The sequence below is a fragment of the Opitutus sp. sgz309028 genome (assembly GCF_059821195.1).
In genome coordinates this window covers 13,255-26,224 of sequence record NZ_JCAMRR010000006.1, presented here as the reverse complement: position 1 = coordinate 26,224, position 12,970 = coordinate 13,255, and the positions used below count along the sequence as shown (strand labels likewise).

The 12,970-nt window shown below is 66.0% G+C and carries 13 protein-coding genes; 5 read left to right on the top strand and 8 right to left on the bottom strand.

The annotated features are described in order from the left end of the window. Nucleotides 1-4: 4 nt before the first annotated feature. The 3 genes from AC6RV7_RS19475 to AC6RV7_RS19465 all read right to left on the bottom strand — a co-directional run bounded on the left by AC6RV7_RS19475 (nucleotide 5) and on the right by AC6RV7_RS19465 (nucleotide 3,330). On the bottom strand, nucleotides 5-733 hold the full coding sequence (locus tag AC6RV7_RS19475) for a LytR/AlgR family response regulator transcription factor (RefSeq protein ID WP_500096000.1): 729 nt from the start codon (nucleotides 731-733) through the stop codon (nucleotides 5-7). A 10-nt stretch (nucleotides 734-743) separates the two neighbouring features. Continuing rightward, on the bottom strand, nucleotides 744-1,874 hold the full coding sequence (locus AC6RV7_RS19470) for a sensor histidine kinase (RefSeq protein ID WP_500095869.1): 1,131 nt from the start codon (nucleotides 1,872-1,874) through the stop codon (nucleotides 744-746). 91 nt (nucleotides 1,875-1,965) lie between these two features. Then, entirely contained in the window at nucleotides 1,966-3,330 is a 1,365-nt protein-coding gene (locus AC6RV7_RS19465) for a POT family MFS transporter (protein ID WP_500095868.1), read from the bottom strand. A gap of 173 nt (nucleotides 3,331-3,503) precedes the next feature. On the opposite strand from AC6RV7_RS19465, the gene deoC reads away from it, so the two are divergent. Beyond that, the gene (gene deoC, locus AC6RV7_RS19460; protein WP_500095867.1) at nucleotides 3,504-4,199 is read left to right on the top strand and encodes a deoxyribose-phosphate aldolase; all 696 of its coding nucleotides are present in this window, start codon (nucleotides 3,504-3,506) and stop codon (nucleotides 4,197-4,199) included. 14 nt (nucleotides 4,200-4,213) lie between these two features. Here the strand turns inward: deoC and AC6RV7_RS19455 are convergent, their stop codons facing one another. Next, nucleotides 4,214-5,971: an ABC transporter ATP-binding protein gene (locus AC6RV7_RS19455; RefSeq protein ID WP_500095866.1), complete on the bottom strand. Its 1,758-nt coding sequence runs from the start codon at nucleotides 5,969-5,971 to the stop codon at nucleotides 4,214-4,216. Nucleotides 5,972-5,981: 10 nt separating this feature from the next. Between AC6RV7_RS19455 and AC6RV7_RS19450 the strand changes: the two genes are divergently transcribed. Both AC6RV7_RS19450 and AC6RV7_RS19445 read left to right on the top strand, forming a co-directional pair. Then, the gene (locus tag AC6RV7_RS19450) at nucleotides 5,982-6,527 is read left to right on the top strand and encodes a nuclear transport factor 2 family protein (RefSeq protein ID WP_500095865.1); all 546 of its coding nucleotides are present in this window, start codon (nucleotides 5,982-5,984) and stop codon (nucleotides 6,525-6,527) included. Nucleotides 6,528-6,541: 14 nt separating this feature from the next. Continuing rightward, nucleotides 6,542-7,258, top strand: coding sequence for a hypothetical protein (locus tag AC6RV7_RS19445; RefSeq protein WP_500095864.1), 717 nt, complete (start codon nucleotides 6,542-6,544; stop codon nucleotides 7,256-7,258). On the opposite strand, the gene AC6RV7_RS19440 is transcribed toward AC6RV7_RS19445, so the two are convergent. Next, nucleotides 7,255-8,472: a hypothetical protein gene (locus AC6RV7_RS19440; RefSeq protein ID WP_500095863.1), complete on the bottom strand. Its 1,218-nt coding sequence runs from the start codon at nucleotides 8,470-8,472 to the stop codon at nucleotides 7,255-7,257. The two genes, AC6RV7_RS19445 and AC6RV7_RS19440, sit on opposite strands and share 4 nt — an antisense overlap. Before the next feature lie 74 nt (nucleotides 8,473-8,546). Then, the gene (locus AC6RV7_RS19435) at nucleotides 8,547-9,560 is read right to left on the bottom strand and encodes a Gfo/Idh/MocA family protein (protein ID WP_500095862.1); all 1,014 of its coding nucleotides are present in this window, start codon (nucleotides 9,558-9,560) and stop codon (nucleotides 8,547-8,549) included. Nucleotides 9,561-9,645: 85 nt separating this feature from the next. Between AC6RV7_RS19435 and AC6RV7_RS19430 the strand changes: the two genes are divergently transcribed. Then, nucleotides 9,646-10,398 carry a TrmH family RNA methyltransferase gene (locus tag AC6RV7_RS19430; protein WP_500095861.1) on the top strand — a complete coding sequence of 251 codons (753 nt, stop codon included), beginning with the start codon at nucleotides 9,646-9,648 and terminating at the stop codon, nucleotides 10,396-10,398. Nucleotides 10,399-10,452: 54 nt separating this feature from the next. Further along, nucleotides 10,453-11,340, top strand: a complete 888-nt coding sequence (locus AC6RV7_RS19425; protein WP_500095860.1) for an alpha/beta hydrolase family protein — start codon at nucleotides 10,453-10,455, stop codon at nucleotides 11,338-11,340. 9 nt (nucleotides 11,341-11,349) lie between these two features. Here AC6RV7_RS19425 and AC6RV7_RS19420 read toward each other — a convergent pair whose 3' ends face one another. Next, complete coding sequence (locus tag AC6RV7_RS19420; RefSeq protein WP_500095859.1) at nucleotides 11,350-11,601, bottom strand: hypothetical protein; 252 nt, start codon at nucleotides 11,599-11,601, stop codon at nucleotides 11,350-11,352. A gap of 416 nt (nucleotides 11,602-12,017) precedes the next feature. Then, nucleotides 12,018-12,929, bottom strand: a complete 912-nt coding sequence (locus AC6RV7_RS19415) for an MBL fold metallo-hydrolase (protein ID WP_500095858.1) — start codon at nucleotides 12,927-12,929, stop codon at nucleotides 12,018-12,020. Between the last annotated feature and the right edge of the window lie 41 nt (nucleotides 12,930-12,970).

Below are 12,970 nucleotides of genomic sequence, written 5' to 3'. Positions count from 1 at the left end.
TAAACTACAGGCTCATCCGCTCGCGAAACTCCTGCGCCTGCCGGCGGCTGAGCTCCACCTGGGCTCCGCCTTTCAGGTGCACGAGCAGGCCGCCGCTGAACCAGGGTTCGATCTGGTCGATCCACGCGAGATTGATGATCTGCCGCCGGTTCGCGCGGAAGAAATATTTCGGATCGAGCCGCTCCTCCATCGCGTTGAGCGAGCGAAAAAGCTGCGGCTGCGCGGAATCGAAATGCACGCGCGTGTAGTTGCCTTCGCTCTCGAGCAGGCGGATGGAGCCAACCTCGACGAACCAGCACCGGTCCCCCTCGCGCACGAACACCTTGTCCTCGGCCGCGAGCCGCTCGCGCGACGGCTTGTCCGGCGCGCTCACGGCCGCCGCGCGGCGCGTGCGCAATCGCTCGATCGCCGTCGTCAACCGCGCCGGGTCGACGGGCTTGAGCAGATAATCGAGGGCGTTGAGCTCGAACGCCTTCACCGCAAACTCGTCGTAAGCGGTGGTGAAGATCACGTCGGGCACCGGCGGTTCGAGCGAGTCGAGCAGCTCCAGTCCGCTCTCGCCCGGCATCTGCACGTCGAGAAAGATCACGTCCGGTTTTTGCTCCGCGATCAAGGGCCGCGCCTGCTTTGCGTTCGCTGCCTCGCCGGCAATCTCCACGTCGGCAAATTCGGCCAGAAGCCGGCGCAGTTCGTTGCGCGCGAGACGCTCGTCGTCGATGATCAACGCTTTCATCGCGGACATCTCAGCTTCGCGACGCCTGCAACGGCACCACCGCCTCCGCGATCACGAGCGCGGATCCGGCTTCGCGCAGGTGCAGCGTCGCCCGTTCGCCAAACAGCAGCCGCAGCCGCTCCGCCGCGTTGCGCAATCCCAAGCCGGTGGAGGCGGAGCGGGGCCGCTCGGCGCCCGACAGCTCGCCGGGATTGGTGACTTGCAGCCGCAGCGCGTCCCGTTCGCGCCGCGCGATGATCGCGACCTCGCCGCCCTCTGCTCGCGTCGAGATGCCGTATTTGACGGCGTTCTCCACCAGCGTCTGCAGCAGCATCGGCGGGATCGGGAGTTCGAGCGTGTCCGCGGCGACGTCCAGCCTCACCCGCAGCCGCTCCTCGTGACGCACCTGTTCCAGCGCGAGGTAATCGCGGGCGACGCGCAACTCCTCCTCGAACGGGACCGTTTCCAGCTGACCGCTCTGCAGCGAATAACGCAGCAGGTTGGCCAGCTGCGTCACGGCCTCGCGTGCCCGCGCCGGATCCTCCTCGATCAGCGCGCGAAGCGAGTTGAGCGCATTGAAGATGAAATGAGGATTCACCTGCGACTTCAGCGCCCGCAGCTCGGCCTCCTTCACGTGCGCCGTCAGCCGCAGGCGTTCGATCTCGGACCGGTTAAAGCGGTCGAAAAGATGATAGAAAAAATACAGGCAGAACCAGCCGACAAAGAGCAGCGTGCCGTTCAGGCAGCTGAGAAAGACCACCACCACCGGGCTGTATTTGGCCGCGGGCCACGGCTGGCGCAGCACGCCGTAGGTGTAGCCGTAACCGAACATGCTCCACAGCACCGACATGATCACGGCCGCCAGCACCACTCGCGGCACGAGTTGTCGCCAGCCGAGCTGTTTCCATCCGAACCGCGCGACATACCGGCGCGCGTAATGACTCAGCAGCAGCCCCGACAGCATCACCATCACCACCGACGCAGCCGTATTCGAAATATCGCTACGCCCTTCCTGCAGGGTGAAATAGACCGCAAAGAAGAGCTGGATCGCCAGAAAGAAGCCCCAGCCGCCCACCTGCAGAAAGACGTAAAGCCGCTCCTTCGCGCGTTCGCGGCGGTGCGTATCCTCGATCACGACGGTGGTGCCAGCCGGCGGTTCCATGGCGCCAGACTAGGTGGGCCGAATCCCGGGACAGGGCAATCTTTGGACGAACGGCGTCCGTTTCGGATGAGCGGCAATTGTCCCCGCATCCTCAACCGGCAGCCGCCGGCTCGTCGCCCTGCAGATAGGTCTTCTCCTGGTAACGCCGAGCCACGACGACAAACACCGCCACGCAGCCGATCGAGAGCGCAGCGAAAAAGTTGTAGTAGGACGCGCCATGGAGCTTCGCCGTGCCGTCGGGATTGGCGATGAACCAGTGCACGAGCGCCGTGAACGCGTTGCCCGCCGAGATCGACAGGAGATAGAGCGACATCACGACGGACTTCATGTGTTTCGGCGCCTGGGTGTAGGCAAACTCCAGCGACGTGATCGACACCATCACCTCGCCCGCCGAGAGCAGCGCGTAGGCCGGCAGCTGCCAACCGATGCTCGGATGCAGCCCCGCGGCGATCTGCGTCTCGATCCACGCGCTCACGAGAAACGAGCCGCCGGTCACCACCAGTCCGAGGCCAATCTTGCGCAGTGGCGTCAGCGGAAACACGCGGCTGATCGCCGGGTAGATCACATATTGAAACAGCGGGATGAAACTCAGGATCATCACCGCGTTCACCGCCTGCACCTGCGCCGACAGCAGCTCGAAGTTCCAGCCGAAGAGCGACAGGTTGCGGTCCATTTTTTCCGCCTGCAGCACCCACTCGCCACCACTCTGATCCCACAGCGACCAGAAGATCGCCACGAACGCGTAGAGAATCGCGAGCCGGCCCATCGCCGAAAGGCCTTCGCGATTGAAGGTCTGCCGGAGAAACGCCTTCCCGGTCGGCGGGATGTGCACGAATTTATAACGGCCCGCCCAAAACACATACGTCGCGATCAGCATCAGCACCGCCGGCACGCCGAACGCCGGCGCGGGACCGTAGCGGTCGAGCAGCACCGGGATCAGCATGATCGAGAAAAACGACCCGAAGTTGACCGAGAAATAAAACCAGCCGAACGCCCGCGAGAGCAGGTGCTGGTTGAGCGGTCCGAACTGGTCACCCACGTTGGCCGAAACGCACGGCTTGATCCCGCCCGCACCAAGCGCGATCAACGTGAGCCCGGTGAACAATCCGAGCCGCGTGTGATCCACCGCGAGCGCCACGCTCCCGAGGCAATACACCAGCGAGAGCACGATGATCGTCTTGTATTTGCCCCAGAACGCGTCCGCGAGAATCGCCCCGAACGCGGGGAAAAAGTAATTCGACGCGAGAAACCAGTGATACCACTGGTTCGCCTCGTTCTCGCTCATCGGCGCCAGCGCGCCGTCGCGGCCCATCAAATACTGGGTCATGAAAATGACCAGCACCGCGCGCATCCCGTAGAAATTGAACCGCTCGGCGGCTTCGTTGCCGACGATGTAGCGAATGCCCGGAGGCATCGTGCTGATCCTCTGGGGGACGGTGAGATACGATTGAGCCATGGGACAACAGGATGCGGTAAGCCACGGCCGCACCTTCGCGCCGGCCGGTTCGATTTCCGCCAGCCTGCGCCGCCGCCGCCGAACGAGTCAAATCGCAACCCGCGGCCATGCCCACCCGCGCGTTGCTATAACGCCGGCTTTCGGCTCCCTTCGTTTCTCCTTAGCGCTCCCGCATGAAAACCGCCGCCATCGCCCGCTTCCTCGACTCGACGAATCTCCGGCTCGACGCCACCGACGCCGACCTCCTGCAACTCTGCGCCGATGCCCGCCAGTGGAATCTGGCCGCGGTGATGCTGTATCCTTCCGGAGTCGCCCTCGCCCGCGCCGCGCTCGCCGAATCGCCGGTGCGCGTCGGCACCGTAATCGGTTTTCCTCACGGCCGCGGGCCGACGTCCGCCAAAGCCGCCGAGATCCAGGCCATGGCGGAGGCCGGCGCCCACGAGGTCGACATCGTGATGAACTACGCCGAGCTCCGCGAGGGCCGCCGCGCCGCCGTCGCCACCGAGCTCAATGCCTTCGGCGAACTCGCCCGCCAGCTCAAGCTGACGACCAAGGTGATCGTCGAAACCTGCTATCTCAACCGCGACCAGAAGCTCGCCTCCCTCGCGCTTTGCGAGGACGCCGGTATCGATTTTATCAAGACATCCACCGGCTTCGGCGCCGCCGGCGCGACGGTCGACGACGTAAAACTCTTCGCCGACCACCGCCGGGGCACCATCAAGATCAAGGCCGCCGGCGGCATCAAAACCCTCGCGCAAGCGCGCGCGCTCATCGCCGCCGGCGCCGAACGCCTCGGCACGTCCAATGGCGTCGCGCTCGTCCAGGAGGAAGCCGGCGCGGCTCCCGCCCAGGCGGGCAGCAGTTACTGACAGACGGCCGCGGCTTACGCCGGTTCCTGAAACTGCAGAGCGTGCAGGCGCGCGTAGAGTCCGCCGCGTGTCAGCAGTTCCGCGTGCGTGCCGCTCTCGGCCAGCCGGCCCTGCTCCATCACGAGAATCACGTCGGCCTTCTGGATCGTCGACAGCCGGTGCGCGATGATGAACGCCGTGCGGCCTTTCATCAGCCGCTCCATCGCCTGCTGGATCAGCCGCTCCGACTGCGTGTCGAGCGCGCTCGTGGCTTCGTCGAAGATCAGGATCCGCGGATCGCGCAGGATCGCGCGCGCGATCGCGATGCGCTGCCGCTGACCGCCCGAGAGTTTCGCGCCGCGTTCGCCGACCACCGTCGCATAGCCGTCCGGCAACGCCGAGATGAACGCGTGCGCGTTCGCCGCCTCGGCCGCCGCGCGGATCTGCTCCGGCGTCGCATCCATCCGGCCGTATTTGATATTCTCTTCGAGCGTCCCCGAAAACAGCACGTTTTCCTGCAGCACGATGCCGATCTGCCGGCGCAGTGACTCGGTCGTCACGTCGCGCACGTCGTGGCCGTCGATCAAGACACAGCCGGTGGCGACGTCGTAGAAGCGTGCGACGAGATTGATGATCGTGCTCTTGCCCGAGCCGCTCGGGCCGACGATCGCGACCACCCTGCCCGCCGGTATCCGGAAATTCACGTCAGTGAGCGTGCGCGGCCGGCCATGGCCCGGCGGCTCCAGTTCGTAGTCGAAACAGACGTTTTGAAACTCCACCTCGCCCCCGATCGGCGGCAGCGGTTGCGCGCCGGGACGGTCCGTCACGTCCGGCCGCGTATCGAGCATCGACCACATGTTCTCCAACGCGGTGTTCGCCCGCTGGAAGATCGCCGCGAGATCGACGAAGCGCACGATCGGCGGAAACACATACGCGATGTAGGCATTGAACGCGACGAGCGTGCCCACCTCCATCGCGCCCTGCACGACCAGCCAGCCGCCGTAGCCGAGCACGATCAACGCGCCGAGCGAACCGAGCAGATCCGCGATCACGGAAAGGCGGGTGTTGCGCATCACGATCTGCGAGTAGTTGAAATAATCGGCATTGATGCCGCTCGCGAAGGTGTTCGTTTCCGCCGCCTCACGCGTGAAGGATTTCACGACCCGCGCCGCGGCCACGCGCTCGTGGAGAAAGCCGACGACTTTGTCCCAGTTGTCGCGGTGCACGCGGCTCTCCTCGCGCATGCGGCGGCGGTTGTGCAGGTAATTCACGACGAACAGCGGCAGGACGAGCGTCACCGCCAGCGCCAGCCGCCACTCGACCCAGAACAGAAATCCCAGCACGCCGAGCACCGTCACCGAATCCGCGATCACCGTGATCAGGAAGCCGTTCGTCAGCTGGTAAACTTCGTTCGTGTCCTGCGTAATCCGCGAGATGACCTTGCCGGTTTGGTTCGCGTCGAAGTAGCGCAGCGAAAGTGTCTGCAGGTGCGCGAAGAGCCGGATCCGCAGGTCGCAGACGATCCGCATCGCACTGAACTGCAGGATGCGGTTGCGCAGCATCGTCAGCCAGCCACGGAGCAGAAACAGCACCGTGAACGCCACCAGCAGCCAGCCCAGCTGGTGCAAATCGCGGCGGGGCAGCGCCTCGTCGATGATCAGCTTGAAGATCCACGGCGCCGGCAGCGTCAGCAGCGTCGCGAATAATATGAGCAGCACGCCCAGGGCGATCCGCCAGCGGTGCGGACGCGTGAGCGCGAGGAAGCGGGCAAAGGTGCCGGTCCGGTCGGGCATCGAGTAAAAGGTGACTCTCCCCGAAGGCGCCCGCGGCATCCAGCCGATACTTGCCAACGGCGCCATCGGCTCGCATTTCACTTCCGTGCAACGTCTCCTCCCGTCCCTCCGGTGGCTCGCGCTGCTCGTCTTGCTCTGGCCGGTCTTCGCCTGGGCCGAACCCGCGGAATTCGCCGCCGTCGAACGCGCCGACCGCGCACGCATCGCCGCCACCATCGCGGGCGACGTGACGGCGCTCGGCCAATTGCTGTCGGACGATTTGCACTACGCGCACTCGGACGGCCGCGTGCAGACCAAAGCCGAGTTCCTGGCGGCCGTCGGCGCCAACCGGATCCGTTACCTTTCGTTCGATCCGCACGACGTGAAATTTCAATCGATCGCGCCCGGCGCCGTGGCCATGAACGGCCGCGCCCGGATCGCCGTCGAGGCGGGCGGACAGCGGCTCGAGTTCACGTTGCGCTTCCTCGCCGTCTGGCGAGCCGAGTCGGGCCAGTGGCGGCTGCTCGCGTATCAATCGTCGCAGTTGAAGGAAGCGGCGGACGCCGCCGGCCGCTGAGTCCGGCTTTCGCGATGTGGCTCATGCGCCGGAGCGGCCTGCGATTCCTGATTGGTTTCGCAGCGTTGACGTCCGCGCTGACCGCGCGTGAGGTCCAGCAACACGGCCTCGTCTTCGAGCACTGGATCTGCGACGCGTTCTTCGATGGGTATCGTCCCCTCAACTACACGCAAAAGTGGGACATCCCCGCGGAGATTAACACCCGCCATGGCGGCGTGCCGGTGAATCCCAAGGCCGCCAAATACGGCACGGCGGTCGATCTCGGCGATGCGCTCCGGCAGTTCGACATCGCGGAGCCGTTCATCCTGGTGATCGGCTACTGGCAACAGCAGGGCGACGTGAAGCGCTTCGTGAACATCGTCGCCCCACGCATCGAGCCAGACCAGTGGCGCACCTTGTGGGGACCGGTCACCCGTGCCGACCTGGAACGACTCGACGCGGTGATCAAGGACCGCTCGCTCAGCCCGGCGCAGGCCCGCGCCGCCGCGCAGAAGATCAAGAACGCGCCGCCGTTCTCGCAGGCGATCATCGCGCTAAACCCCAAGATCGATTCGAAAACGCAGCGTCGGCTGCAGTGCAGTCTGCGTTTCGCGGATGTGTTCACCAAGCTCGCGCCGGCGGCCGATCCCGCGCCACAGCCGGCGCCGCGCCTGTGGGGACGCGCGTTTCCCGGACCGATTTCCTCGCAGCCGCGCGTGTTGAAAAATGCGGCGCCTGTCGCCGCGGACTAGACCACCTGCGCCCGGGCGGCCGTGCCGCCGAACAGGTCGCGCATCATGCTCCAGGCCTTCCGCAAACCGGCCGGACGCACCCCACCCGCGAGTCCGTAGATCGTGACGATCGTCTCCTCATGTCCGCGGTAACGCGGCGGGAGCAGGAAGAGGGACTCCGATTCGTGACGGATGATGCTGGAGAAAAACAAACCCTGGCCGACCGACAGCGTCGCCCGGTCCACCTCGACCGGCGCCGTCCGCTCCGGCAGGCACAGCCACGGCCGGTAGGAGAACTCGTATCCACCGTTTGAGGTCAGTGCGAGGCGGCCATACGTGCGCACCGGCACACCCGCAAGATTGCCGCCGGAGAACATCCGGTTGCCGTTCTCGCGCGGGCGGAACCGCCGCCGCCGGCGCGTGAGGAAATCCCAGGAGAAGATGGAGCCGAACACCGTCAACCGGAACGACCAGCCCGCGACGAAATACGCCACCACGATCAGTGCGAGCGACAGCAGGGCCGAGATCCATGGGTTGAACGTCGCCGTGATTGTCACCAGGCCCAGCAGCCCCGTCCGCGCGCTCTTTAGCGCCGCATCGATCGCGCCCCACGGACTGAGCAGGATCAGCACATTGATCGCATGCGAAGCCATCCACACCACCGCGAACACCGCCACGCCCAACGGCACCGTAAGCAGGTTCAACAACCAGGAAACATCGAACGCGCCGAGCGGCAGCATCGCCAGTCCGGTCGGCACCACCGCGTGCGCGGCGGCAACCTTGGACCCGACGATCATTTTTGAAAACGAAGCCATCGTGATCGGCACGACCGCGCCCGCGGCCACAAGGCCGCTGATCTTGTTTTCAACGGTCTCCAGCACATCGAGGGGTTTTTTCAACCCCGGCGGCACGACCGCGCCGAACGCGTCTTTCGCCGCGCATGCGCCGACGAGCGCCAGTGCGGGCAGCCAGAAGGTCGCCTGCGCAAACCACGGCAGTGCGGCGCGCGCCGCCTCGTCCTTCGCCGAAAACCACTGATAAGCTCCATACGCTCCGGTGCCGAGCAGCGGTGAGATCGCGATGCCGGTCACGGTCGAAACCGCTCCGGCGATCGCCCCCGCCGGCGAATGGTCCCCGGTTTTCGTTTCGGCGGGCTGCGTCGCCGCCAGCGCCCATGGCGCCGCGATCAGACTCAACGTCGCCACGATCAGCCCGACCGGCAGGAAGCGTTTCATGCGGCTTATTCTAGAGCGATTCTTCCGCGGCTTGCCAGTCTCGTGTGTCCGCGAAGGGAGCTCACCCTCCCGGGTTACGCGTCCGGCAGATCCCGCCAAGCGTCGAGCACCGCCATGTTTCCGAGCGAATCCGCCACGCTCATCTGCGGCACGTCGCGCCGCCCGGCCGCCAACGCGTTGGCAAACGCATCCGCCTCGAGCCCGTAGAGCCACTCGCCCGTTTGCAGCACGATTTCCTCCGGCACCGTCGCCGCGCCGCGATAAAGGTGGAGTTTCACGACCCCGCTCTCGCGCGCCGGTATCCAAGGTTCGGGCACATGCAGCCACGCTTTCTCGCCGTAGATGCGCGCCGCATTGTCCTGCGTCACGGCAATGCTCGTCGACACCTGCGCGATCATTCCGCTGGGAAAGCGCAGCGTCGCCGCGGCCCAGGTGTCGACACCCGTGTGCGGATGCCGGACGACCTCGCCCGTGACCCGCAGCGGATCTGCGAACGGCTGCCCGTCATCCGCTCCGGCGATCAGTCGCGCGAAGGAAACTGGATAGCAGCCGACGTCCAAAATCCCGCCGCCCCCAAGCTCGCGACTCCAAAACCGGTTCGACGCATCGAACGGGTTCGCGAAGCCAAACGCCGCCTGCACCAGGCGCACGCGACCGAGCGCGCCGCTGCGGACAATTTCGACGATCTTCGCCGTCTGCGGATGACACCGATACATGAACGCTTCCATCAGGAGCACGTTCGCCTCGCGGCACGCCGCCGCGGCCTGCTCCGCCTCCGCGCGCGTCATCGCGAGGGGCTTTTCGCACAGCACGTGTTTCCCGGCCCGCGCCGCCCGGATGGTCCACTCCGCGTGCTGCGGATGCGGCGTCGCGATGTAAACGGCCTCGACCTCGCGATCCGCGAGCAGCGCGTCGTAGCTTTCATACGCGCGCGGGATCGACAGCTCGCGCGCGAATCGCTCCGCCGATGCGCGCGAGCGGCTGCCGACTGCGACCACGCGACCATGCTTCGCGTGCGCCACGCCGAGTGCGAAAGCGCGGGCGATGCCTCCCGTTGCGATGATTCCCCAATTCAGCGGAGCAGCCATGGCCGGAGGATGAAGCGATGCGGCGGCCCCGCGCAAGCTGCGCGCCGCACTTGCGCCGGCGCCTGCCCCTCGGCCACGCTGTCGCATGCTCACCAGGGCCGAGTTGCAACGCCTTCGTTCGCTGCGCGAAAAAAAACACCGCGAAGCGAGCGGGCTCTTCGTGATCGAAGGCGAGAAGGTCGTCGGCGAACTGCTGGCCGCAGGTTTTCCGTTCGAGGAACTCTACGCCACCGCCGGCTGGATCCGGGCACAGCCCGCCCTGGCCTGCCCGTCGTCCGGGCGTCTTCGTGAAATCGCGCCGGACGAGATGGCGCGCGCCAGCCATTTTCCGACGCCGTCGTCGGTCCTGGCCGTCGGCCGCATCCGTCGCACTCCGCTCGCTCCCGACGCGCTCGCCCACGGTCTCACGCTCGCGCTCGATGGCGTGCAGGACCCCGGCAACGTCGGCACGCTGCTGCGGATCGCCGACTGGTTCGCGCTCGACCGCGTCCTGCTCTCGCCCGACAGCGCCGACCTGTTTCATCAGAAGGTGATCAATGCCAGCATGGGCTCGTTCGCGCGCGTGACCGTGCACGCCGTCGATCTGGCCGAGGCCCTCGCACATGCGCAGGTGCCCGTGCTCGGCTGTGATCTCGCCGGTGACGACGTGCATGACCTCCCGCCGATCGCCCACGCGGTGATCGTCATCGGCAACGAAGGTCGCGGATTGTCGCCCGCCGTGGCCTCCCTCGTCAGCCGGCGCATCACGATTCCGCGTTACGGCGGCGCCGAGTCGCTCAACGCCGGGATCGCGGCAGCCATCGTCTGCGACATTCTCCGTCGTCAGCGACGCCCTTGAGGCACCCGGCTCGCCGGAAGTCGACAGATCGCGCTTCATCGTTTCACTCGGCCCATGAGGCTCCTGTTCCGAGTGGTGTTTTCGACGATCGTTTTCACCGCCGCCGCGTCGCTCGCCGGCGCCGATCAGGCCGCCGCGCCCGCCCGTGTCTTCGACTACGATCGTTCGGCGTCGCTGGATCTGCGGGAGATCGGCCGCGAATCGCGCGACGATGCGGTGATTCAAGACGTGACGTTCACGGCGAACGGCGACGCGATTCCCGCCTACATCGTTCGTCCGAGCGGCAGCCACCGCTCGCTCGCGGGCGTGCTCTACGTCCACTGGCTGGGCCTGCCCGCGACCACCAATCGCACCCAGTTTCTCAACGAAGCCGTGGCGCTCGCCAGCCAGGGCGTCGTGTCGGTGCTGGTCGAGGCGATGTGGGCGGCGCCGAAATGGTATGAAAACCGGGTGCCGGAAGAGGATTATTCCCGTTCGGTGCAGCAGGTGATCGCCCTGCGCCGGGCGATGCAGCTACTGGTGCAACAACCCGACGTGGATCCGCAACGGATCGGGTTCGTCGGCCACGATTTCGGTGCGATGTATGGAATCATCGCGGGCGCGCTCGACGGTCGCGCGCGCACCTATGTTCTGATGGCGGGCACCCCGCGCTTCGCCGACTGGTATCTTTTTGCTCACCAACCGAAGGACCTGGGCGCTTATCGCGCGCAAATGGCCCCGCTCGATCCGATTCGCTTCGTCGGCCAGCTCGCGCCCGCCAGCGTGTTTTTCCAGTTTGCCGCGCGCGACGAATACGTGAGCGCCGCGGCGGCGGCCGAGTCTTACGCGGCGGCGGCGCCGCGAAAACAATGCGCGACCTACGACGCTGGGCACGATCTGCAGGCCACGGCCGTTGCGGCCGACCGGATCACCTGGCTGCTCCGCGAACTCGCTCCGCGCTGAGCGCGTGGCTCACTTGTCCTTGGCGGCGCCGCCGCGGCGTCCGCCGGACTTGCTGCTGTGGAGCAGCGTGCCGGCCAACACCCCCACGGCGAACACACCGAAATAGATCAGCGCCGCCGGCGCGTGAATGGGATGTTTCGCCGTGGTGCCCGCGATCGGAAACTGAAAATCGATCTGCTGGGGGTTGTTCATCCCCACGTAGAGCATCACGAAAAGCAGCGCGAGGAAGATCACGGACTTGATGACGGCCTGGAAGCTCATGCGCCTCCAGTCGTGAACAAAACCGCCCTGATTGGCGAGCGTTTGCCGGCCGCGATTCCGTTACTCAGCGCGCGGGGCCGAGATTCCAAAAAAAGTCGGGCTCGCCGATCGGACCGCTCTCCAGCGAGCGACGCACGACCGCGCGACAATACGCCTGCGACAGCTGTGAAGCGCGCGTCGACATGCGCCACGAGGCACGCCAGAACCAACGGCGGGCCCGGTTTACCGGGTGGGAAACGAATCGACGATCTTGGGCAGTCATGACGAAGGCGGTTGCCCGGAATCTATCCAGTTTGGCTCCGCGCGATATACGGGTATCTGCGTAACCCCTGGTCCGGCACTGCTACCCCGGATGGGTCCGAAACTGCCGCCCGGAAGTTCCGGGAATAACTCTGCGACGACGGGAACTTCCGTCGCTACCCGCGGTTTACCTTCAGTTCGTCGTAAGCCACCGACAAATTCGCTCCGAGCCGATTCGGCAATGGCGCGTGAAACTCCTCGAAGCCGGGGAAATTTTCGAGCTTAACGAGTTCGTCCTTCGAGCGGCCGGCCGCAATCGCGCGCTGCACGTGCGCGAGCAGCGCCGAGAGGTAGTCGCGAAACACGCCGAGATCGGCGCGGGTGCCGGTCACGCCGAACTTCGCGTTGCCGTGGCCAAAGACATACAGCGCGTCGGCCGGATACGTGTCGGCGATCTGCTCCAGCACCGTCACCCAATTCTGGATACTCGCGCCGCCCGGACGATCGATCACCGGATAGATCCGGTTGAACGTGAGATCGCCCACGTGCACGACGTTGGCCCGTTCGAAATGCACCGCGATGTCGCCCTTCGTGTGCGCCGGGCCGAAATACTGCGCCGTCACCGTCTCGTCGCCGAGATCGTGCCGCCACGCCTCGGCGAACGTGGTGTCGGCAAACACCTGCTCCGCCACCGTGCCGTCCTGCTCGGCGCGGGCGAGCTGGAGCTTCGGCGCGTTTTCGTGCGCGACGATCGTTTTCGCCGCGGCCTTGAAGACGCCGTTGCCCCGGGTGTGATCGGGATGGTGATGCGTGTTGATCACCACGTCGAGGCGACGGCCGCCGAGCCCCGGCAGCCCCGCGAGGCAGGAGGCCGCTGTATCCGGAAACTGGGTATCCACGACCGCCGCCGCCTCGGCGTTGACCAGCCAGCCGATCGTGCCGCCGCGCCCCGTGAACAGCCCCACGCCGCGGCGCAGCTCGCGAAACTCGCCGAGCGGCCGCGACGCCTCCGCTCCGCGCAAACCGCGCGGCAGCATTCCGGCCAGGGTCAGAAGGGACGAGCGGAGAAGGAAATCGCGGCGGTTCATGCCGGCAGCGTAGCCCGCGAGCGTTCGCGATAAACCCAAAT